Source organism: Pseudomonas putida, from assembly GCF_004357765.1.
Classification (GTDB): domain Bacteria; phylum Pseudomonadota; class Gammaproteobacteria; order Pseudomonadales; family Pseudomonadaceae; genus Aquipseudomonas; species Aquipseudomonas putida_U.
Genome location: NZ_SMTE01000004.1, coordinates 275,834 through 297,296 on the forward strand (window position 1 = coordinate 275,834; position 21,463 = coordinate 297,296).

20 protein-coding genes and 1 pseudogene are annotated in these 21,463 nt (G+C 63.1%); 8 read left to right on the top strand and 13 right to left on the bottom strand.

The features are described from left to right. The first annotated feature begins 25 nt into the window (after nt 1-25). From hpf to E2H86_RS07815, 4 genes are read left to right on the top strand one after another with little or no spacing between them, the layout of a single operon-like run. Nucleotides 26-334 carry a ribosome hibernation-promoting factor, HPF/YfiA family gene (gene hpf / locus E2H86_RS07800; protein WP_003255135.1) on the top strand — a complete coding sequence of 103 codons (309 nt, stop codon included), beginning with the start codon at nt 26-28 and terminating at the stop codon, nt 332-334. 12 nt (nt 335-346) lie between these two features. Beyond that, nucleotides 347-811, top strand: coding sequence for a PTS IIA-like nitrogen regulatory protein PtsN (gene ptsN / locus E2H86_RS07805; RefSeq protein WP_133326380.1), 465 nt, complete (start codon nt 347-349; stop codon nt 809-811). Nucleotides 812-813: 2 nt separating this feature from the next. Continuing rightward, nucleotides 814-1,668: an RNase adapter RapZ gene (gene rapZ, locus E2H86_RS07810; RefSeq protein WP_133326382.1), complete on the top strand. Its 855-nt coding sequence runs from the start codon at nt 814-816 to the stop codon at nt 1,666-1,668. Between the two features lie 20 nt (nt 1,669-1,688). Continuing rightward, on the top strand, nt 1,689-1,961 hold the full coding sequence (locus E2H86_RS07815; protein WP_133326384.1) for an HPr family phosphocarrier protein: 273 nt from the start codon (nt 1,689-1,691) through the stop codon (nt 1,959-1,961). 35 nt (nt 1,962-1,996) lie between these two features. Here the strand turns inward: E2H86_RS07815 and E2H86_RS07820 are convergent. From E2H86_RS07820 to pmbA, 5 genes and pseudogenes are all read right to left on the bottom strand, one after another. Further along, nucleotides 1,997-2,137: pseudogene (locus E2H86_RS07820) on the bottom strand (ZIP family metal transporter); the annotation flags it as partial. Nucleotides 2,138-2,147: 10 nt separating this feature from the next. Then, the gene (locus E2H86_RS07825; protein ID WP_133326386.1) at nt 2,148-2,759 is read right to left on the bottom strand and encodes a superoxide dismutase; all 612 of its coding nucleotides are present in this window, start codon (nt 2,757-2,759) and stop codon (nt 2,148-2,150) included. A gap of 72 nt (nt 2,760-2,831) precedes the next feature. Continuing rightward, complete coding sequence (locus E2H86_RS07830) at nt 2,832-4,208, bottom strand: class II fumarate hydratase (RefSeq protein ID WP_133326388.1); 1,377 nt, start codon at nt 4,206-4,208, stop codon at nt 2,832-2,834. Then, on the bottom strand, nt 4,201-4,602 hold the full coding sequence (locus tag E2H86_RS07835; protein ID WP_133326390.1) for a FagA protein: 402 nt from the start codon (nt 4,600-4,602) through the stop codon (nt 4,201-4,203). Before E2H86_RS07835 ends, E2H86_RS07830 begins: the two co-directional genes overlap by 8 nt. 149 nt (nt 4,603-4,751) lie before the next feature. Further along, nucleotides 4,752-6,098 carry a metalloprotease PmbA gene (pmbA, locus tag E2H86_RS07840; protein WP_133326392.1) on the bottom strand — a complete coding sequence of 449 codons (1,347 nt, stop codon included), beginning with the start codon at nt 6,096-6,098 and terminating at the stop codon, nt 4,752-4,754. Nucleotides 6,099-6,350: 252 nt separating this feature from the next. Between pmbA and yjgA the strand changes: the two genes are divergently transcribed. Next, a complete protein-coding gene (yjgA, locus tag E2H86_RS07845) occupies nt 6,351-6,872 on the top strand; it encodes a ribosome biogenesis factor YjgA (protein ID WP_133326394.1) in 522 nt (173 codons plus the stop codon). Between the two features lie 57 nt (nt 6,873-6,929). On the opposite strand, the gene tldD is transcribed toward yjgA, so the two are convergent. The 8 genes from tldD to mreB form a co-directional block, all read right to left on the bottom strand. Continuing rightward, nucleotides 6,930-8,369 carry a metalloprotease TldD gene (tldD, locus tag E2H86_RS07850; protein WP_133326396.1) on the bottom strand — a complete coding sequence of 480 codons (1,440 nt, stop codon included), beginning with the start codon at nt 8,367-8,369 and terminating at the stop codon, nt 6,930-6,932. Nucleotides 8,370-8,371: 2 nt separating this feature from the next. Beyond that, complete coding sequence (locus tag E2H86_RS07855) at nt 8,372-9,223, bottom strand: carbon-nitrogen hydrolase family protein (RefSeq protein ID WP_133326398.1); 852 nt, start codon at nt 9,221-9,223, stop codon at nt 8,372-8,374. A gap of 14 nt (nt 9,224-9,237) precedes the next feature. Then, nucleotides 9,238-13,047, bottom strand: a complete 3,810-nt coding sequence (locus E2H86_RS07860) for a YhdP family protein (protein WP_133326400.1) — start codon at nt 13,045-13,047, stop codon at nt 9,238-9,240. 78 nt (nt 13,048-13,125) lie between these two features. Then, nucleotides 13,126-14,583, bottom strand: a complete 1,458-nt coding sequence (gene rng / locus E2H86_RS07865; RefSeq protein ID WP_133326402.1) for a ribonuclease G — start codon at nt 14,581-14,583, stop codon at nt 13,126-13,128. Nucleotides 14,584-14,637: 54 nt separating this feature from the next. Continuing rightward, nucleotides 14,638-15,237 (bottom strand): Maf family protein, encoded by a 600-nt coding sequence (locus tag E2H86_RS07870; protein WP_133326404.1) that lies wholly within the window; start codon nt 15,235-15,237, stop codon nt 14,638-14,640. A 33-nt stretch (nt 15,238-15,270) separates the two neighbouring features. After that, a complete protein-coding gene (gene mreD / locus E2H86_RS07875) occupies nt 15,271-15,759 on the bottom strand; it encodes a rod shape-determining protein MreD (RefSeq protein WP_133326406.1) in 489 nt (162 codons plus the stop codon). After that, nucleotides 15,759-16,757 (bottom strand): rod shape-determining protein MreC, encoded by a 999-nt coding sequence (mreC, locus tag E2H86_RS07880; protein WP_243744033.1) that lies wholly within the window; start codon nt 16,755-16,757, stop codon nt 15,759-15,761. The genes mreD and mreC overlap by 1 nt, the downstream gene beginning before the upstream one ends. 212 nt (nt 16,758-16,969) lie before the next feature. After that, a complete protein-coding gene (gene mreB / locus E2H86_RS07885; RefSeq protein WP_003255163.1) occupies nt 16,970-18,007 on the bottom strand; it encodes a rod shape-determining protein MreB in 1,038 nt (345 codons plus the stop codon). A 204-nt stretch (nt 18,008-18,211) separates the two neighbouring features. On the opposite strand from mreB, the gene gatC reads away from it, so the two are divergent. From gatC to gatB, 3 genes are read left to right on the top strand one after another with little or no spacing between them, the layout of a single operon-like run. Further along, nucleotides 18,212-18,499, top strand: a complete 288-nt coding sequence (gene gatC / locus E2H86_RS07890; RefSeq protein WP_133326410.1) for an Asp-tRNA(Asn)/Glu-tRNA(Gln) amidotransferase subunit GatC — start codon at nt 18,212-18,214, stop codon at nt 18,497-18,499. A gap of 15 nt (nt 18,500-18,514) precedes the next feature. Continuing rightward, the gene (gatA, locus tag E2H86_RS07895; protein ID WP_133326412.1) at nt 18,515-19,966 is read left to right on the top strand and encodes an Asp-tRNA(Asn)/Glu-tRNA(Gln) amidotransferase subunit GatA; all 1,452 of its coding nucleotides are present in this window, start codon (nt 18,515-18,517) and stop codon (nt 19,964-19,966) included. A gap of 11 nt (nt 19,967-19,977) precedes the next feature. Then, nucleotides 19,978-21,423, top strand: a complete 1,446-nt coding sequence (gatB, locus tag E2H86_RS07900; protein ID WP_133326414.1) for an Asp-tRNA(Asn)/Glu-tRNA(Gln) amidotransferase subunit GatB — start codon at nt 19,978-19,980, stop codon at nt 21,421-21,423. Nucleotides 21,424-21,463: the final 40 nt, after the last annotated feature.

Here is a 21,463-nt window from a genome sequence, read left to right on the forward strand (position 1 = left end):
GCACGGGCAATAAAGGAGAAGCTGTATGCAAGTCAATATCAGTGGACAGCATGTAGAAGTCACCCAGCCGCTGCGCGATTACGTGCTTGAAAAGCTCGCCCGCGTGGAGAGTCACTTCGACAAGATCACCAACGTGCAGGTCATCATGAAGGTCGAGAAGCTGCAGCAGAAGGTCGAAGCGACCTTGCAGATTCCCGGCGGCGAAGTGGTTGCCAACGCAGAACACGAAGACATGTATGCAGCGATCGACGCCTTGGCCGACAAGCTCGACCGCCAACTGAAAAAACACAAGGAAAAACAGCAAAGCCTGCTGCAAGGTGCAGCAGCTCGCTGATACCCCTCATCCATGATCCGACTTGAAACCATCCTGACCCCCGGCCGTTCCCTCGTGAACGTGCCGGGTGGCAGTAAGAAGCGCGCCCTGGAAAAGGTCGCCAACCTGATTGCCGAACAAGTACCCGAGCTGGAGATGCAAGACGTCTTCGAAAAGCTCATCGCTCGTGAAAAGCTCGGCTCCACCGGGTTCGGCAATGGCATCGCCATTCCCCATTGCCGGATCGAAGGATGCACTGCCCCCGTCAGCGCTCTGCTGCACCTGGACGCCCCGATCGACTATGACGCCATCGATGGCGCACCGGTCGACCTGTTGTTCGTGCTGTTGGTGCCGGAAGCTGCAACCGATGCCCACCTCGAATTGCTGCGCCAGATCGCCAGCATGCTCGATCGCAAGGAGGTTCGCGATCGCCTGCGTGGCGCCAACAGCAGCGAAGCCTTGTACCAGGTTGTCCTGGACGTACAGAACGAGTCCTGAACATGCGCCTGATCATCGTCAGCGGACGGTCTGGCTCTGGCAAGAGCACCGCCCTCGATGTCCTGGAAGACAACGGTTACTACTGCATCGACAATTTGCCCGCCGGCCTGCTCCCGCAGTTGGCGGAAAATGCCCTGATCAACACCGAGCTTCTGCAACCCAAGGTGGCGGTGTCAATCGATGCACGGAACCTGCCCAGTCATCTGTCGCGCTTCCCAGAGCTGCTCGAAGAAGCCCGTGCCCGTCATATTCAATGCGACGTGCTGTTTCTCGACGCTGACGAAGACACGCTGCTCAAACGCTTTTCCGAGACTCGCCGGCGCCATCCGCTGACCAACGCCAACCGCTCGCTGGCCGAGGCCATCCGCGTCGAAAGCGAGTTGCTGGGACCGATTTCCGACCTGGCCGATCTGAAGATCGACACCACCAGCCTCAACCTGTACCAGTTGCGCGACTCGATCAAGCTGCGCCTGCTCAATCAACCCGAACCCGGTACCGCGTTCCTGGTTGAGTCGTTCGGTTTCAAGCGCGGCATGCCGGTCGATGCCGATCTGGTGTTCGACGTACGCTGCCTGCCTAACCCCTATTGGAAACCGGAACTGCGCGAGCATTCCGGGCTCGAGCAGCCGGTGATCGACTATCTGGCAGCCCAGCCGGATGTCGAAGAGATGTTCAACGATATCGCCGCCTATCTGCTGAAATGGCTGCCACGCTTCGCCGCCAGCAACCGCGCCTATGTCACCATCGCCATAGGCTGCACGGGGGGGCATCACCGCTCGGTATACATCACCGAACGCCTCGGCCAATTGCTGCAGCAATCCCTGAAAAACGTTCAGGTCCGCCACCGCGACCTCTAGCCCACAGGACCCACCGTACAATGCCCGCCCGCGAAATCACCATCATCAACAAACTTGGCCTGCACGCCCGCGCGGCCGCCAAGTTCGTCGGCGTGGCCGGGCGCTACCCCTGCCAGGTCCGGGTCGGTCGCGCACCGGACAAACTGGTGGACGGCAAGAGCATCATGGCCGTGATGATGCTGGCCGCTGGCAAAGGCACCCAGGTGCACCTGCATACCGAAGGCGAGCAGGACGGCGAAGCCATGGACGCGCTCGTGGCATTGATCGAGAACTTCTTCGACGAAGGCGAGTAACTGGCTTGGCGTGGGTGTCCCGGAGTTGCCGAGGTTGCGCGCAGCATGCGCGGCTCCAGATCCAGCCAGGCAATGCCACGAGCCACCAGCAACGCAGTCCCCACTAGCAACAGCAAAGTACCCACCGCCATCCGGAACAGGCGCACGCTGCTGACAGACATCACCTTTGAGCGCATGCCAGTCGGCTCACTTCAAGGCTTCGAGATAGCGGCGTTCCACCTCCGCCCAGTCGATGACGTTGTAGAACGCACCGATGTATTCCGGGCGACGGTTCTGGTACTTGAGGTAATACGCGTGCTCCCAGACATCCAGGCCAAGGATCGGTGTATTGCCGTGCATCAATGGGCTGTCCTGGTTGCCGCTGCTCTCTACCACCAGCGCACGCTGCGGGGTGACGGTCAGCCATGCCCAGCCACTGCCAAAGCGCGACAGCGCGGCCTTGGTGAACGCCTCCTTGAACGCCTCGAAACCGCCCAACTCGGAGTCGATGGCCTGGGCGACCTGGCCTTGCGGCAGCCCACCACCGCGGGGCGACATGACGGTCCAGAACAAACTGTGGTTGGCGTGACCGCCGCCTTGGTTGGTCACTGCGCCTTGCAGATTCGCTGGCAGTTGCTTGACCGCGGCCACCAACTTGTCCACCGGCCAGTCGGCCCACTCGCTGCCTTCGATGGCGGCGTTCAGGTTATTGATATAGGCCTGATGGTGCTTGCTGTGATGAATTTCCATGGTCTGAGCATCGATGTGCGGTTCGAGTGAGTCATAGGCGTAAGGCAGTGCAGGCAAGGTATGAGGCATGTCAGTGAATTCCGTAGGCAGGGTACGAAGCGGTGCATCGGATGACGTTTCTCTTCAGGCCGCTGTGGCGCTTCAGATACCGCCAGCAGTGAGTTTTTCCGGGTCCAGCAGCGCCTGCAGCTGGTCGCGCGACAGATCGGTGTGTTCCAGCGCCACGTCGATGATCGGGCGCCCCTGCTGGTAGGCGGTCTTGGCGATCTCCGCTGCCTTGAGGTAACCGATGATCGGGTTCAGGGCCGTGACCAGAATCGGGTTGCGCGCCAGGGCCTCCTTGAGCTTGCCTTCGTTGACCTTGAAGCTGGCGATGGCCTTGTCGGCCAGCAGACGGCTGGCATTGGCCATCAGCTCGATGCTTTCCAGCAGATTGCGTGCGATCACCGGCAGCATCACGTTCAACTCGAAGTTGCCTGACTGCCCGGCCACGGCGATGGTGGCGTCGTTGCCGATCACCTGAGCGGCGACCATGGCGGTGGCCTCGGGAATCACCGGATTGACCTTGCCCGGCATGATCGACGAACCTGGCTGCAGGCCCTGCAACTCGATCTCGCCCAACCCGGCCAGGGGGCCGGAGTTCATCCAGCGCAGGTCATTGGCGATCTTCATGAGCGCCACTGCGGTGGTCTTGAGCTGGCCCGACAACGCCACGGCGGTATCTTGGGAGCCGATCAGGGCAAACAGATTTTGCCCTGGGGTGAACTCGATCTGAGTGAGGCTACTGAGCTGGCGGGAGAAGCCCGCAGCGAACTGCGGGTAGGCGTTGATCCCGGTGCCTACGGCAGTGCCGCCCTGAGCCAGGGACTGAAGGCTCGGCAGGGTCGCTTCGATGTGCGCCTTGGCGGCGCCGAGCTGCGCAGCCCAGCCGTCTAGCACCTGGCTCATGCGCACCGGCATGGCATCCATCAGGTGGGTACGGCCAGTCTTGACGTAATGATGCACTTGTGCGGACTTGACCTGGATCACCTGCACCAGGTGTTCCAGCGCAGGGAGCAGCTGTTCGTGCAACGCCAGTGCAGCGCTGGCGTGAATGGTGGTGGGGATGATGTCATTGCTGCTTTGGCCACAGTTGACGTGGTCGTTGGCATTGACCGGTTCACCGAGCACACGGCTGGCCAGGGTAGCGATCACCTCGTTGGCATTCATGTTGGAACTGGTGCCGGAGCCTGTCTGGAAAACATCCACCGGGAAATGCTGGATGAAATCCCCTGCCAGCAACTGCTCGACGGCACTGACGATGGCCTGGCCCTGAGCAGGCGTCAGTTGCTCCAGCTCGACGTTGGTCTTGGCCGCAGCCGCCTTGGCCAGCAACAGCGCGCGAATGAACTGGGCCGGCATGCGCTGGCCACTGATCGGGAAGTTATTCACCGCACGCTGGGTCTGCGCACCGTACAGGGCCTGGGCCGGCACCTGCAGCTCGCCCATGCTGTCACGTTCGATTCGGGTGTCAGTCATCATCAAGTCCTTGCATCAGATCATCGGGGGAAATCGAAGGCAGCAGCACGCAGTTGGCCAGTTGCAAGGCGTAAGGCTGCCAACGCTGGTTCTGTTCCTGGCGATCGAGGTTGCGCAACTGCAGCAATGGGCGCCAGGCCTGATCCAGGCACAGGCAGCGCCAATGCCAGGGCAGCATGCGGTCACAGGCGGTATCGAGGAGCAGGCGGAAAGAGGTCAATGCCACCGTCCATGGCGAAGTCTGGGTGCAGCACACCAGATAACGACCTTCGGCCAGGTAGTGCTCGATCAGGCGTGGCTCGTCGGGCTCGAGGGCGCAGCGGATGCGTCGGCTGAGCCAGCGCCAGTTTTCCAGGTAGGGCAGTTCGTGGAGGACGGTTTTCATGAAGATCATCGCCGAAAGCAGGTAATGATATTCATTATTAATTGATAAATAGAATCACTTCAACAAGAAACTGATGAAAGAAAAACCCGGCGCGGTGGCCGGGTCTCTGGAGTATTGAAGATATCTGGAAAATGCCTGGTGCCTGCACAGGCCGTGGATCAACTACCCGCGACAGTCATCCGCTCGATCAGCACAGAACCCGTATGGATGTTGCTGCGTGTCTCAAGATCGCTGCCAATTGCCACGATTTGCTGGAACATGTCCTTCATATTGCCGGCGATGGTCACTTCCTGCACGGCATGCTGAATCTCGCCGTTCTCGATCCAGAAGCCCGCCGCACCTCGGGAGTAGTCCCCCGTCACCATGTTCAAACCGTGCCCCATCAGCTCGGTCACCAGCAGGCCGCGTCCCATCCGCCGAATCAAAGCTGCCTGATCCTCGACGCCATGGCTGACATAAAGATTATGCACACCACCGGAGTTGGCCGTGCTCGGCAGCCCCAACTTACGCCCGGAGTAGGTGCCGAGCAGGTACGACACCAGCTCGCCCTTGTCGACGAACGGTTTGGCATAGGTCGCCAGGCCGTCGCCATCGAATGCGGCGCTCCCCAGGGCCCGGGGAATATGCGGGCGCTCGTCGAGCGACAACCAGGATGGGAACAGGCGTTGCCCGATCGCCCCTTCGAGGAAGGATGACTTGCGGTACAGGTTGCCGCCGGAGATCGCCGACAGGAAACTGCCGAACAAGCCACCGGCAAGCTCTGCGGAGAACAGCACCGGTACCTCGCAGGTCGGCACCGGACGCGCACCCAGGCGGCTGGCCGCGCGGTGCGCGGCGCGCCGGCCAATGCTGCGTGGGTCTGCCAACAGGTTGCCCTGGCGGTTGACGTCGTACCAGTAGTCGCGCTGCATCTGCCCCTCGCCTTCGGCGATCATCACGCAGCTGAGGCTATGTCGGGTCGAGGCGTAGCTGCCGATGAAGCCGTGGCTGTTGCCATATACCCGGCAACCTTGGTGAGTGTTGAGTGTGGTGCCGTCGGCGTTGAGGATGCGCGGGTCTGCATCGAACGCTGCAGCCTCGCACTCCAGGGCCATCTCGATGGCCTTCTCAGGCTCCAGTGCCCAGTCATGATAAAGATCGAGGTCCGGAATTTCCCGGGCCATCAACGCCGCATCGGCCAGGCCGGCGCATTCATCCTCGGAGGTGTGCTTGGCAATGGCCAGAGCAGCGGCAACGGTTTCGCGGATCGCCTCCGGACCACTTGCCGAGGTACTCGCCGAGCCTTTGCGCTGGCCGACGTACAAGGTGATGCCAAAACCCTGGTCACGGTTGAACTCGACCGTCTCCACCTCGCGCTGACGCACGCTGGTGGACAGGCCCTGCTCCAACGATACCGCCACCTCACAAGCGCTGGCGCCCTGGCGGCGCGCCTCGGCGACGATTGCCTCGACCTGCTCCTGCAATGCTGGCAGGTCCTTGGGGCCTACGCTCTGGACTGCACTCATGGTTTTCTCCACTCAAATTCTTCGTTCGGCAAAGGTCATTCTACGACCGGGCCGGACAAGCGGCCCCCGGCTGGTTATCATGGCGGCAATTTCTATGCTTTGTACGAAAAGTGCCTGCGCGACGACCATGCTGCGTTGAAAACAGGCTCGGAATGCTCATTTACAACCTGTAAACTCCGCTTCCTCGCCTGTTTTCGCCTTGCCTGCTCGCCGCTCGGCGACTTTTCATAAAAACCCAAGCGGACTGCCACCATGGTTGATTCATACGACGACGCCTTCGACGGCGAAAAAAGCAAAACCCAGATCAAGCGCGAGCTGCATGCCCTGGTCGAACTCGGCGAGCGCCTCACCACGCTCAAGGCCGATACACTGGCGCGACTGCCGCTGACCGACGAACTGCGCAAGGCCCTTGACGAAGCCTCCAAGCACACCGCCCACGGCGCACGCAAGCGGCACATGTCGTTCGTCGGCAAGCTGATGCGTGTCCAGGACCTGGACGCCATCCATGCCGTGCTGGAGCAGATCGACAGCTCCACACGCCAGTACAACGAGCGCTTCCACGGCCTCGAGCGCTGGCGCGACCGACTGATCGACGGTAACGACGAAGACCTCGAACGTTTCGTCAACGAGTACCCCGACACCGATCGCCAGCAGCTACGCTCGTTGATCCGCCATGCCCAGCACGAAAAGGCGCGCAACAAACCGCCTGCCGCTGCGCGCAAGGTGTTCAAGTACATCCGCGAACTCGACGAACTGCAGCGCGGTCTGCGCTGATCGCCGGGGTGCCCGTGGAGGCAGCCACACCTGCTTCCACATAGGCGCGCCGGGTCATCAAGCCCCCGTCCCACCCACGGTGATCGCATCCAGTTTCAAGGTTGGCTGCCCGACGCCCACCGGCACCGACTGCCCATCCTTGCCGCACGTCCCCACGCCGCTGTCCAGGGCCAGATCGTTACCGACCATCGATACCCGACTCATGGCCTCGGGGCCGTTGCCGATCAGCGTCGCGCCCTTGACCGGCGCAGTGATCTTGCCGTCCTCGATCAGGTACGCCTCGCTGGTGGAGAACACGAATTTGCCACTGGTGATGTCGACCTGCCCGCCGCCGAGGTTGGCGCAGTAGATGCCCTTCTTCACCGAGGCGATGATCTCCTGCGGGTCGCTTTCGCCGGCACGCATGTAGGTGTTGGTCATGCGTGGCATCGGCAGATGCGCATAGGACTCCCGGCGGCCGTTGCCGGTAACCGCCATGCCCATCAGGCGGGCATTGAGCTTGTCCTGCATGTAGCCCTTGAGGATGCCGTTCTCGATCAGCGTGGTGCATTCGGTCGGGGTGCCTTCGTCATCGACGCTGAGCGATCCACGGCGGCCTTCGAGGGTGCCGTCATCGACGATGGTGCATAGGCTCGAAGCGACTTTCTCGCCGATCCGACCACTGAACGCCGAGCTCCCCTTGCGGTTGAAATCACCTTCCAGGCCATGGCCCACTGCTTCGTGCAACAGCACACCGGACCAGCCAGAGCCCAATACCACTGGCAGGGTGCCAGCGGGAGCGGGAATCGCTTCGAGATTGACCAGGGCCTGACGCAGGGCCTCGCGGGCATAGCCCATGACCCGTTCCTCGGTGAAGAAGCGGTAGTCGGTACGCCCGCCGCCGCCCTGCCCACCACGCTCACGCCGGCCGTTCTGCTCGACGATGACGCTCACGTTGAAACGCACCAGAGGCCGCACATCGGCGGCCAGGCTGCCATCGGCGGCAGCGATCAGAATCCGCTCCCAGACCCCGGCCATGCTCACGCTGACTTGCTGGATGCGTGGATCCAGGGCTCGGGTCGCTGCGTCGACGCGCTTGAGCAGCTCGACCTTTTCGGCGCGGCTGAGCACCTCCAGCGGATTGTCCGCCCCATACAGGGCCGGTACGTCCTGGGTGCGAAACGCCTGGACCTTGCCGTTCTGACCGGCACGCGAAATCGATCGGGCGGCACGGGCCGCGGACGTCAGCGCTTCGAGATTGATGGCGTTGCTGTAGGCAAAGCCAGTCTTCTCGCCAGACTGGGCCCTTACACCCACGCCCTGGTCGAGGTTGAAGCTACCTTCCTTGACGATGCCGTCTTCCAGCGCCCAGGTCTCGGAGACCTGGCCTTGGAAATACAGATCGGCAGCGTCGATACCGGGGCCGGCCAGCTCGCCCAGCACAGCCTGCAGGCTGTCCAGGGTCAGCCCGCCGGGGGCCAGGAGCTGCTCGCTGACGGTGGATAACATCTGGCTCATATTCACTCCGCGGTGTGCGCAGGCCGCAATGCGTCCTGCGAGAAAAAGCGCCGGTGCGAAACCACCGGCATGCGCGTCCGTATGGACGCCTGTTCATCGATGTCGCGCTCGACCAGCAATACCGCTTCGCCTTGCGCCCGTTCAGCAACGATCCGCCCCCAGGGGTCGACGATCGCCGCGTGGCCATGGGTTTCCCGTGGCCCTGGATGGATACCGCCCTGGGCAGCGGCCAGCACGTAGCACTGGGTCTCGATGGCCCGTGCGCGGATCAGCACTTCCCAGTGCGCCGCTCCGGTCACGGCAGTGAACGCGGCCGGAGCGGTGATCAATTCTGCTCCGGCAGCGCGCAAGGCGCTGTAAAGCTCCGGAAAACGCAGGTCATAGCAGACACTCAAGCCGAGCCGCCCGACGGGTGTGTCAGCGACCACTACCTGGGAGCCGTGGGCATAGTCGTCGGACTCACGATAACGACCCCGCTGATCGGCCACGTCCACATCGAACAGGTGCAGCTTGTCATAGCGCGCCGCAATCTCGCCATGCTCGTCGATCAGCAGGGAGCAGGCGTGGGCCTTGGCCGTTGGTTGACCCTGCGGTGGTAGCGGCAAGGTACCACCGACTATCCATAACCTGAGGTCGCGGGCAGTGCGTTTCAACCAGGGCAGGATCGGTCCATCGCCCGAAGCCTCGGCGCGACCAATGGCGGCGGCATCATGCCGCCCCATGGCCGCGAAATTTTCCGGCAGCACGGCCAGCCGTGCGCCTGCCATGGCCGCCTGCTCGAGCAAAGCGCCAGCACGTTGCAGGTTGGCCAGCACATCGTCCTGGCTGACCATCTGGATCACCGCTGCCTTCATGGTTATCCCTGGCTTTATTTATCGAAAGGTTTCACAAATGTGATTTTAGGCTCTTTGACCGGTCCCTCGACGCGATAGTGCACGCTGGCGAAACGCGACACCCGATCGCCGATCAGGCGGTCCACCAGGAACAAGGCGCCGCCCACTGCCGGTGCACCCACGATCAGTGCTGCCAGGGGCAGGTTATTGGTGACCGGCAGGGATACCTGCAGGTTGGCGTTGACCTGATCGCGAACCATGTCCAAGGTGCCCTCGAGTTCGAAATTGCTGGAAGGCCCGGTGACGGTGATCGGTTCGCGGGTGACATACACCCCGTCGCTGGCTACCAGCAGGCCCTTGACCCGATCGTAGGCCAAGCCTTTGGAGAACAGGTCGGAAAAGTCCAGGCGCAAACGCCGGCCAATGGCATTGAAGTTGAGCAAGCCGAACACCCGCAGTGCCTGGGCACTGCCTTCCACCTCGACGAACTGGCCGCTGCGCAACGCCGCGTCCATGCTGCCGGAGAAACGCTTGAGACCGACCCAGGCTGGCGAGCCGGGCCAGCGACCATCGACGTCCAGGCGGAAGTCGCGACTGGTGACGGTCGGCGCGAAGCCCCACGCCTTGAGCACGTCGCCCAGGTTCTTGCCATCCAGCCGGCCTTTGTACCAACTGCTGGTGGCCCCCGGCACGCCCTCCCAACCACCGCTGCCGTCGACCCGCAGCCCCTTGAACGACAGGTCGATGTCGTCTGCTGAGACCCCGCGGGGGGTAGGACGTAACTTGATCGCAGCACTGCCGTAGAAGTCATCGCCACGGTAGAGCTTGTCGATGGACAGGTCCAGGGCCGGCACTTTACGCGGGTCGAAGTCAGCAAGTGGATCCGGCCCGTCTTCGTCCTGCGCCTGGGACGGATCGGCCGCCGGCAGCCGCAAAGTCTGCAGGCGCACCGCCATCGCTGCGCCCTTGGCGTCCGGTAGCCGGGCATTGCCGATCACCTCTCGGCTGTCCAGGCGCAGATCCCAGGCCGGACCACTGCGGGCCAGGCGCACCACGGCCTGGTTCAGATCCATACCGAAGGCCTTGAGCTGGCCGATGCTCAGGTCGACACTCTGCAGGCTCTGTCGGGCGCTGCCACCGGGATCGCTGCCGCCCAGCCGTTCGGCCTGAGCCTGCCAAGGGGCCAGGTCGAGGGTTTGCAGCCGGCCACGAACACGCAGGCCTTGGCCGGTCGGCAGTTGCGCCGTGCCAGCGCCCAGCAGCAACTCGCCACGGCCCTGGGCCAGCTTGTCGGCGGGTGCTGCATAGGCGAGCCGCGCCAACTCGTCGTAAGCTGCATCGAAACGACGTTCGGCGCCTTGCAGGTTCATGCTGAAACGACCGTCGCGGGTCTCGGCGGCTGACTTGCCGAAAGGGGCCGGCAGGTCCATGGCCAGGCCCTTGAGCGACGAGCGGACATTCAGACTGTTGTCGCGTTTGCCCAGGTTGACCTGCAACTGGTAGGGCAGTTCGCCCGAAACCGGTAGCGTCTGGTCGAACTGCAACCAGTCGGTCAGGGCCTTGAGCGCCACCTGGCCGCTGGCTTCGATGCGCGTCTGCATCTGCCCCGGCGCGCCCTGGGCGACGATCTGTGCGGTCACCGGTTTGCCAAACGCCTGCAGATTGATGCCCTTGCCACTCAAGCCTTTGTCCAGGTCGAAACTGAAATCACCTTTCAGGCGACTGAGTTCCAACGTCGGTGGCGCGATCTTGAGACGAGCATCGTGGGTGGCGAAATCCACCAGCACCTTCGGCTGCTCACCATGAGCCAACGGAATGTCCAGCTTGATCTTGCCGCTCAACGGGCCTTCGCCTTCCCAGCCGGCGAAGATTTCGCCGGTGCCGATGGGAGCTTGCTTGAGAATCCTCAGGCCATCGCCAAGGGTGCCGGCAAAGTCGCCATCCAGGTGCAAGTGACTGTGCTGGCCCTCCTCCACATGTGGAATGTCGACGTTGACGTCGCTGACCTGGGTATCGAGCAACAGCCCATGACGCGCTTTGATACGCACGCCGCTGTCTTCGATCAGGACATCGCCATCGACATGCTGCACCTGGGGCCAGCCGGGCTGGAAGTCGAGCGCCGCGTCATTGACCTTGAAAAACAGGCTGATGCTGCGAGCCTCAGCCGGGGCACCATGGTTGAGCGAGCCCTGGTACTGGAAATAGCCTTGCTCGACATTGCCTTTGACGATGGCGCTACGCAGCCACTCGTCCAAGGCCGGACTGAGGACTTCGGGCAGGTATTTGGCGGTGTAGCGGCCATCGCCGTCGGTGAGGCCCACCCGCAGGTCCATGTAGCTTTCGTGTCCAGGCTCGAAGAACAACCGGATGAGAAAGTCTGCGGCGATCTTGCCCTCCTCACCGAGCACCTTGATATAGGGCGCGATGAGGGTGAAGCCTTCCTGGTCCAGCGCCCAGGTCAGCCGCGCATTGGCCTTCTGGTAATGCCAGGGTTTTCCGAAGATCGGATACAGATGCAGCATGAAGGCGTCGCTATCCAGGCGCAATTCGCCATGCCCCAAGTCGCCGCTGATGCTGCCGCTGACGTTGCCGGCAGCCGGCGCGCCGTGGTATGCGTCGAAGCCGACCTTGTCCAGGTTGGCGGCGAACTGTAAACGTTGATCGCCTTCTGCCTTGGGTCGGATATCCAGGCGCACATTGCGCAGGGTACCGGTCACCTTCAGGCCATCGACCACCGCCATGAGCTTCTCCGGCAGTGGCGCGAGGGCATCGATCAATGGCGTCAATGGCGTAAGGTCGAGACGGTCCGCCTGAACCTGCCAGGTCGGTCCCCCTGCATCCTGCCCCTCACGCTGTTGCAGCTGCAGGTGGGACTCCCAGCGTTTTTCACCCATGCTGGCGGCGAGTGAGTCGACCACGACGTCGAACCCCTGCTCACGGCGCTGGAACCAGGCCCCCAGGGCGAGGTTGTCCAGCTTCACCGCTTTGCGCCCGGTGTAGGCACCGCGCAGCTCGGGCGCATTGAGGCGCACCACCGCTCGTTCGAGCCCCCCTTTACGCCAATCGATCCAGAATTCGCCACCGGCGCGCAGGGCTTGCGCCTGCCACTGGCCCAACAGCCGCGGCGGCAGCCAACGCGACCAGTCGCTCTGCGGCAAGCTCAGGTAGACCTCGGCACTGCCTTGGCGCCAGGCATCGGCGGTAGCGCGACTGCGCAGGTTCAACGCAAGGGGCTGACCATCGGGCAAGGTGGCCCGCAGGTCGAGGGCCTGGCGCGAAGCGCCGGCCTGCAAACCGAGACTGACATAGGTGAGTGTCAGCGGATCGCGCTGCCAAGGCTGCAAGGTGACTTGGCTGTCGAAGACGTCGACCCGCCCCAACCGCTCCAGACGTTCCAGGGTTTCGGCCGGATCCAGCGGTGCATCGTCTTTCTTCGGCAGGCCTTCGAGGGCCCAGCCGCCCTGCTCGTCTTCCCGGGCGATCAATTGCAGGCCGCTGAGCTCGATGTGCGCCAGACGCACCTGGCGGGCCATGAGACTGCCCCACAGATCGGGCATGACCCGCACATCGTCCAGGCGCAGGGCCGAAGCCCCCTCGCCCAGCTGCAAATCACGCAGGCGCAGCACGGGCACCAGGCCGCTCCAACGCCCTTCGAGCGCACCGATGTGCACCGGCAGGCCCAAGGCCTGCTCGGCCTTGGTTTCAACGTCTGCGCGGTACTCGGCCACCAGCGGCACCAGTTGCCGTCCGAGGCTGACATACAACGCGACGAGTACTGCCAGCAGCGCGCAGATGCCAAGACCCCAGCGGGTCATGGCAACCGGAACGCGGGTCAGACGCCCCATTGCCGTGGCCCTCCAAGTCGTCTATCCATCATGGCCCGATGTACCGGTTTTGCCAGCCCGAGCGGCTTCTATTGCGGGTCAGAGCAGCACCACATCGTATTGTTCCTGTGAATACATCGACTCGACCTGGAAGCGAATCGTTCGACCGATGAACGCTTCCAGTTCAGCCACGTTGCCCGACTCTTCATCGAGCAGCCGGTCGACCACTTTCTGGTTGGCCAGTACACGATAGCCCTCTGCCTGGTAGGCGCGGGCCTCGCGAAGGATTTCGCGGAAAATCTCGTAGCAAATGGTTTCAGGGGTTTTCAGCTTGCCGCGCCCCTGGCAGGCCACGCAGGGCTCGCACAGTACTTGCTCAAGGCTCTCGCGGGTGCGCTTGCGGGTCATCTGCACCAGACCGAGCTCGGTGATGCCGATGATGTTGGTCTTGGCATGGTCACGTTCGAGCTGCTTTTCCAGGGTGCGCAATACCTGGCGCTGATGCTCCTCATCTTCCATGTCGATGAAATCGATGATGATGATGCCGCCAATGTTGCGCAGGCGCAGCTGCCGGGCAATGGCCGTGGCCGCCTCGAGGTTGGTCTTGAAGATGGTTTCTTCGAGGTTGCGGTGGCCGACGAATGCGCCGGTGTTGACGTCGATGGTCGTCATGGCCTCGGCCGGATCGACCACCAGATAACCGCCGGACTTCAATGGCACCTTGCGCTCAAGGGCGCGCTGAATTTCGTCCTCCACACCGTAGAGATCGAAGATTGGCCGTTCGCCGGGATAATGTTCGAGGCGGTCGGCGATTTCCGGCATCAATTCGGCGACGAACTGCGTGGTCTTCTGGAAGGTTTCCCGGGAATCGATGCGAATCTTCTCGATTTTCGGATTGACCAGGTCGCGCAGCGTACGCAAGGCCAGGCCGAGGTCCTCGTAGATGACCGTCGGCGCCCCGCAGGTCTGGATCTGGCTGCCGATCTGCTCCCACAACCTGCGCAGGTAACGGATGTCCTGGAGGATTTCCTCGCTGCGTGCGCCTTCGGCCGCGGTGCGCAGGATGAACCCTCCGGCGTCCTTGATGTTCTCACTGTCCACACAATCGCTGACCACCTGCTTGAGGCGCTCACGCTCGGCTTCGTCCTCGATTTTCAGCGAAATGCCGACATGACTGCTGCGGGGCATGTACACCAGGTAACGCGAGGGAATGGACAACTGCGTGGTCAGGCGCGCGCCCTTGGTGCCGATCGGATCCTTGGTCACCTGGACCACCAGGGCCTGGCCCTCATGGACCAGGGCGGTAATGTTTTCAACCGCCGAACCTTCGCGCTGGGAAATCTCCGAGGCGTGGATGAACGCAGCGCGCTCCAGGCCTATGTCGACGAAGGCCGCCTGCATGCCTGGCAGGACGCGCACGACCTTGCCCTTGTAGATGTTGCCGACGATGCCTCGGCGTTGCGTGCGCTCGACGTGCACCTCTTGCAGCACGCCGTTTTCCACCACTGCCACACGTGATTCCATCGGGGTGATGTTGATCAGGATCTCTTCACTCATGGCAGGCTCTCGTCCAAAGTCTTCGGTAATGATGGATCGCTGTCGAATCGCTGGCTAGCGCGGTGCTGAAACCTCGTGTTGCTGCCAGCAGGCGATGGAAAACTGTGCCAGCAGTTGGGCGGTCTCGAACAGCGGTAGGCCGACCACCGTGGAGTAGCTACCCGTCAGGGATTTGACGAACACCGCACCCAGGCCCTGGATGGCGTAACCGCCGGCCTTGTCCAACGGCTCGCCCGTGGCCCAATAGCGCAGCGCCTCGTCGTGACCGATGGCGCGAAAATGCACATCGGTGGCCACGCACACGTCCAGGCAGCGCTGGCCGTCGGTCACCGCAACGGCGGTGAGCACCTGGTGCTGGCCGTCGGAAAGATCTGCGAGCATCGCCAAGGCATGCGCTTGGTCACGGGGCTTGCCCAGCATCTGGCCCTTGGCCACGACCACGGTGTCGGCGGCCAACACTACGCCTGGGCCACTCAGTCGAGCGAAGCCTGCGGCAGCCTTGGCGCGGGCCAGGCGCAGGGCGTACTCGGTGACGGCCTCGTCGGGCAGAGGGGATTCATCGATGGGAGCAGTGACGACACTGAACGGCACGCCGATCTGAGTCAGCAGTTCACGCCGCCGCGGTGAGCCGGAAGCCAGGTAAAGCGGGGTCATTCGGACATCTCCCTGTCAGTCGCGGCATCGCCGTCAGTTGATGTGCAGGCGCCGGCGCAGATCGCGCAGGGCGAAACTGATCCAAGGCCAGAGCAAGGCACTGATGACCGCCGACCAGACCAACGCCAGGGTCGGCAAGCGGTTGCCGGTGAGCGCGCTGAGCCACAGCTGGATGAGCTGGGCGATGCCGAAGATCACCAGGATCACCAGGCTTTGCTGCCACATGGGAAACATGCGCAGGCGCTGTTGCAGGGACAGCACCAGGAAGGTGATCAAGGTGAGAATCAGGGCGTTCTGGCCGAGCAGTGTGCCATACAGCACGTCCTCGGCCAGACCGAGGGCGAAGGCTGTGGTCATGCCGACCTTGTTCGGCACCGCCAGGGTCCAGAACGACACCAGCAGGGCCAGCCACATGGGCCGGAACACTTCCATGAACTGCGGCATGGGCGACACGCTGAGCAGCAGGCCGATGGCGAAGGTCAGCCAGATCACCCAGCCGTGGTTGCGTCGCGAAGCAGCCATCATTGTCTCCGGGGTTGGGTCGGCGTCGCCGGAGCCGCGGCTGGCGCCGGAGCTTCAGGCACGGCGGCAGGTGCAGTCGCAGCCGGAGCCGCCGGGACAGCCGCTGCGGGAGCGGTCGCCCCGGAAGCGCCGGTCTCGGTCGCCGGCTGGGCCGGGGACGTCGCGCCCTTGCGATCGGCCTCTTCCTGGGCGACGGCGGCGTCGGTCGCGCGTTGCTCCGGTGTGCGTCGGTCACTGAACACCAGCAGCATGTAGCGGCTGCGGTTGAGGGCGGCAGTGGGGATGGCGCGAACGATGGCGAACGGCTGGCCGGAGTCGTGGATCACTTCGTTGACCGTGGCCACCGGGTAGCCGGCGGGGAAACGCTGGCCCATGCCGGAACTGACCAGCAGGTCGCCTTCCTTGATGTCGGCGGTATCGGCCACATGACGCAGTTCGAGACGCTCAGGGTTGCCGGTACCGCTGGCGATCGCGCGCAAGCCATTGCGGTTGACCTGCACCGGAATGCTGTGGGTGGTGTCGGTCAGCAGCAGCACGCGCGAGGTGTAGGGCATCAATTCGACCACCTGGCCCATCAGGCCACGGGCATCGAGCACCGGCTGGCCCAGGAACACGCCATCACGTTCGCCCTTGTTGATCATGATCCGGTGGGTGAACGGATTGGGATCGACGCCGATCAGCTCGGCGACTTCGACCTTCTCGTTGACCAGCGCCGAGGAGTTGAGCAACTCGCGCAACCGCACGTTCTGTTCGGTCAGGGCCGCCAGCTTCTGCAGCCGCCCCTGCAGCAGCAGGGCTTCGGTCTTGAGCTTCTCGTTCTCGGCGATCAGTTCGTTGCGGCTGCCGAACTGGCCAGCCACGCCCTGCCAGAGGCGCTGCGGCAGGTCGGTGATCCAGTACGACTCCATCAGGACCAGGCCCATCTGGCTGCGCACCGGTTTGAGCACGGCAAAACGTGCGTCGACCACCATCAGCGCGACGGACAACACCACGAGCACGAGCAAGCGCACGCCCAGCGAGGGGCCCTTGGAGAAAAGCGGTTTAATGGGCCGTTCCTCGTGGACGACTCAGGAAGTCATGGGACATGGGACAACGCACCAGCCTGGTTGCGGGTTGACGGAAACGGCGCACGATTTGCGCCTGCCCAACGCATACAGGTAGCACTGCGCGTGCTACCTGTAAACCGGGCGCTCGGATGCAGCGAGCGAAATCACTCGCTGGAGAGCAGGTCCATCGCGTGCTTGTCCATCATCTCCAGGGCGCGACCACCGCCACGGGCGACGCAGGTCAGCGGGTCTTCGGCGACGATCACCGGCAAACCGGTTTCCTGGGCCAGCAGCTTGTCCAGGTCACGCAGCAACGCACCACCACCGGTCAGCACCAGACCACGCTCGGCGATGTCGGAGGCCAGCTCCGGTGGCGATTGCTCCAGCGCGCTCTTGACCGCCTGAACGATGGTCGCCAGCGACTCCTGCAGCGCCTCGAGCACCTCGTTGGAGTTCAGGGTGAAGGCACGCGGCACGCCTTCGGCCAGGTTGCGACCACGCACGTCGACTTCACGCACTTCGCCACCTGGGTAGGCGGTGCCGATTTCCTGCTTGATACGCTCAGCGGTGGATTCGCCGATCAGGCTGCCGTAGTTGCGGCGCACATAGGTGACGATGGCTTCGTCGAAGCGGTCGCCGCCAACGCGAACGGATTCGGCATACACCACGCCGTTGAGCGAGATCAGAGCGATCTCGGTGGTACCGCCACCGATATCGACGACCATCGAGCCCCGCGCTTCCTCGACCGGCAGGCCGGCACCGATAGCGGCGGCCATCGGCTCTTCGATCAGGAACACTTCGCGGGCGCCGGCACCCAGAGCCGACTCACGGATCGCCCGGCGCTCGACCTGGGTCGACTTGCACGGCACGCAGATCAAGACCCGCGGGCTCGGCTGCAGGAAGCTGTTCTCGTGAACCTTGTTGATGAAGTACTGCAACATTTTTTCACAAACGCTGAAGTCGGCGATGACGCCGTCCTTCATCGGGCGAATGGCGGCAATGTTGCCAGGTGTACGGCCCAGCATGCGCTTGGCTTCGGTACCGACGGCCACGACGCTTTTCTGGTTGCCGTGGGTACGGATGGCAACAACCGAGGGCTCATTCAGGACGATACCGCGCTCACGCACGTAAATAAGGGTGTTGGCAGTACCCAGGTCGATGGAGAGATCGCTGGAAAACATGCCACGCAGTTTCTTGAACATGGGAAAGTGACCCTGGGGAAAGCGTGGGTAAAAAAGTGCGGCAAACTCTAACAATGGCAGGGATTTTGGGCAAGGAGCCAATATGTTAAATTGGCTGTTTTTCCGAGCATGCCGACAGATGATCGCGGCCGTATGACCGCCAAAATGCTGGCATGTTCCTCATCACGGACCCTATTCCGTTCTTTGTTTCCCCTGGAGATTCCCATGGCGCTCGAACGCTGCGACGTGGAAAAGATCGCCCATCTGGCCCGTCTGGGCCTCAATGAAGGCGAACTTCCGCGCATTACCGATGCCCTGAACAGCATTCTCGGCCTGGTCGACCAGATGCAGGCCGTCGACACCACTGGCATCGAGCCACTGGCACACCCACTGGAGGCCAGCCAGCGCCTGCGCCCCGACCAGGTCACCGAGCACAACCAGCGCGACGCCTACCAGGCCATCGCACCCGCGACCGAAAACGGTCTGTACCTGGTTCCCAAAGTCATCGAGTAAGGGATAGAGCCTGCCATGCATGAATTGACCCTGGCCGAGATCGCCCGCGGACTCGCCGACAAGTCGTTTTCCTCCGAAGAGCTGACCGGCGCCCTGCTGGCGCGTGTCAAGCAACTGGACCCACAGATCAACAGCTTCATCAGCGTCACCGAAGAGCTGGCCCTGGGCCAGGCGCGGGCCGCCGACGCCCGTCGCGCCGCTGGCGAAAACGGCGCGTTGCTCGGCGCACCGATCGCTCACAAGGACCTGTTCTGCACCCTCGGCGTGCGCACCAGTTGCGGCTCGAAGATGCTCGACAACTTCAAGGCGCCCTACGACGCCACGGTGGTCGCCAAGCTGGCCGAAGCCGGCATGGTCACGCTGGGCAAGACCAACATGGACGAGTTCGCCATGGGTTCGGCCAACGAATCCAGCCACTACGGCGCGGTGAAGAACCCGTGGAGCCTCGAGCACGTGCCAGGCGGCTCGTCCGGTGGCTCGGCTGCGGCAGTGGCCGCGCGCCTGCTCCCGGCCACCACCGGCACGGATACCGGCGGTTCGATCCGTCAGCCGGCGGCACTGACCAACCTCACTGGCCTCAAGCCGACGTATGGTCGTGTCTCGCGCTGGGGGATGATCGCCTACGCCTCCAGCCTCGATCAGGGCGGCCCGCTGGCGCGCACCGCCGAAGACTGCGCCCTGCTGCTGCAAGGCATGGCCGGCTTCGACGCCAAGGACTCCACCAGCATCGACGAGCCGGTGCCTGACTACAGCGCCAGCCTGAACGATTCGCTGCAGGGCCTGCGCATCGGCCTGCCGAAGGAATACTTCGGCGCCGGCCTCGACCCACGCATCGCCGAGCTGGTCCAGGCCAGCGTCAAGGAGCTGGAAAAGCTCGGCGCGGTGGTCAAGGAAATCAGCCTGCCGAACATGCAGCACGCCATTCCGGCGTACTACGTGATCGCGCCTGCGGAAGCCTCCTCCAACCTGTCGCGTTTCGACGGCGTGCGTTTCGGCTATCGCTGCGATGCGCCCAAGGACCTCACCGACCTGTACAAGCGCTCCCGTGGCGAAGGCTTCGGCGCCGAAGTGCAACGCCGCATCATGGTCGGCACCTATGCCCTGTCGGCGGGTTACTACGATGCGTATTACGTCAAGGCGCAACAGATCCGCCGGCTGATCAAGAACGACTTCATGGCGGCTTTCGAAGGCGTCGACCTGATCCTCGGCCCGACCACGCCGAACCCGGCCTGGAAGCTAGGCGCCAAGAGCAGCGACCCGGTCGCCGCCTACCTGGAAGACGTCTACACCATCACCGCCAACCTGGCCGGCCTGCCGGGCCTGTCGATGCCGGCCGGCTTCGTGGACGGCCTGCCGGTGGGCGTGCAACTGCTGGCACCGTACTTCCAGGAAGGCCGCCTGCTCAACGTCGCGCACCGTTACCAGCAAGTCACCGACTGGCATACCCGCGCTCCTAACGGCTTCTGAGGAATTCACACATGCAATGGGAAGTTGTGATCGGGCTGGAGATTCATACCCAGCTGGCCACCCAGTCGAAGATCTTCTCCGGCAGTGCCACCACCTTCGGCTCCGAGCCGAACACCCAGGCCAGCCTGGTCGACCTGGGCATGCCCGGCGTACTGCCGGTGCTCAACGCCGAAGCCGTGCGCATGGCCTGCATGTTCGGCCTGGCGATCGACGCCGAAATCGGCAAGCGCAACGTGTTCGCGCGCAAGAACTACTTCTACCCCGACTTGCCCAAGGGCTACCAGATCAGCCAGATGGACCTGCCGATCGTCGGCAAGGGCCACCTGGACATCGCCCTCGAAGACGGCACCATCAAGCGTATCGGCGTGACCCGCGCGCACCTGGAAGAAGATGCCGGCAAGAGCCTGCACGAAGACTTCAGTGGTTCCACCGGCATCGACCTGAACCGTGCCGGCACGCCCCTGCTGGAAATCGTCTCCGAGCCGGACATGCGCAGTGCCAAGGAAGCCGTCGCCTATGTCAAGGCGATTCACGCCCTGGTGCGTTACCTCGGCATCTGCGACGGCAACATGGCCGAAGGTTCGCTGCGTTGCGACTGCAACGTGTCGATCCGGCCAAAAGGCCAGACTGAGTTCGGCACCCGCTGCGAGATCAAGAACGTCAACTCGTTCCGCTTCATCGAGCGCGCCATCAACAGCGAGATCCAGCGCCAGATCGACCTGATCGAAGACGGCGGCAAGGTCGTTCAGGAAACTCGCCTGTACGATCCAAACAAGGACGAGACCCGCTCGATGCGCAGCAAGGAGGAGGCCAACGACTACCGTTACTTCCCCGATCCGGACCTGCTGCCAGTGGTGATCGAGGATAGCTTCCTGGAAACCGTCCGCGCCGGCCTGCCAGAGCTGCCGACCCAGAAGGTCGAGCGCTTCCAGCAGCAGTACGGCCTGTCGGCCTACGACGCCAACGTCCTGGCCTCCAGCCGCGAACAGGCGGACTACTTCGAGGAAGTGGTGAAGATCGGCGGCGACGCCAAGCTTGCCGCCAACTGGGTCATGGTCGAGCTGGGCAGTCTGCTCAACAAGCTTGGGGTCGAGATCGACCAGGCACCGGTCAGCGCCGCGCACTTGGGCGGCATGCTCCTGCGCATCCGCGACAACACCATCAGTGGCAAGATCGCCAAGACCGTGTTCGAGGCGATGGCTGCCGGTGAAGGCGATGCCGACAGCATCATCGAAAGCAAAGGCCTCAAGCAGGTCACCGACACCGGTGCGATCGACAAGATGCTCGACGAAGTCCTGGCTGCCAACGCCGAGCAGGTCGAACAATACCGCGCAGCCGACGAGGCCAAGCGAGGCAAGATGTTCGGCTTCTTCGTCGGCCAGGCGATGAAGGCATCCAAAGGCAAGGCCAACCCGGGGCAGGTGAACCAATTGCTCAAGGCCAAGCTCGAAGGGTGACGGTTTTGTCCCTGTAATCCTTCGCGGGCAAGCCCGCCCT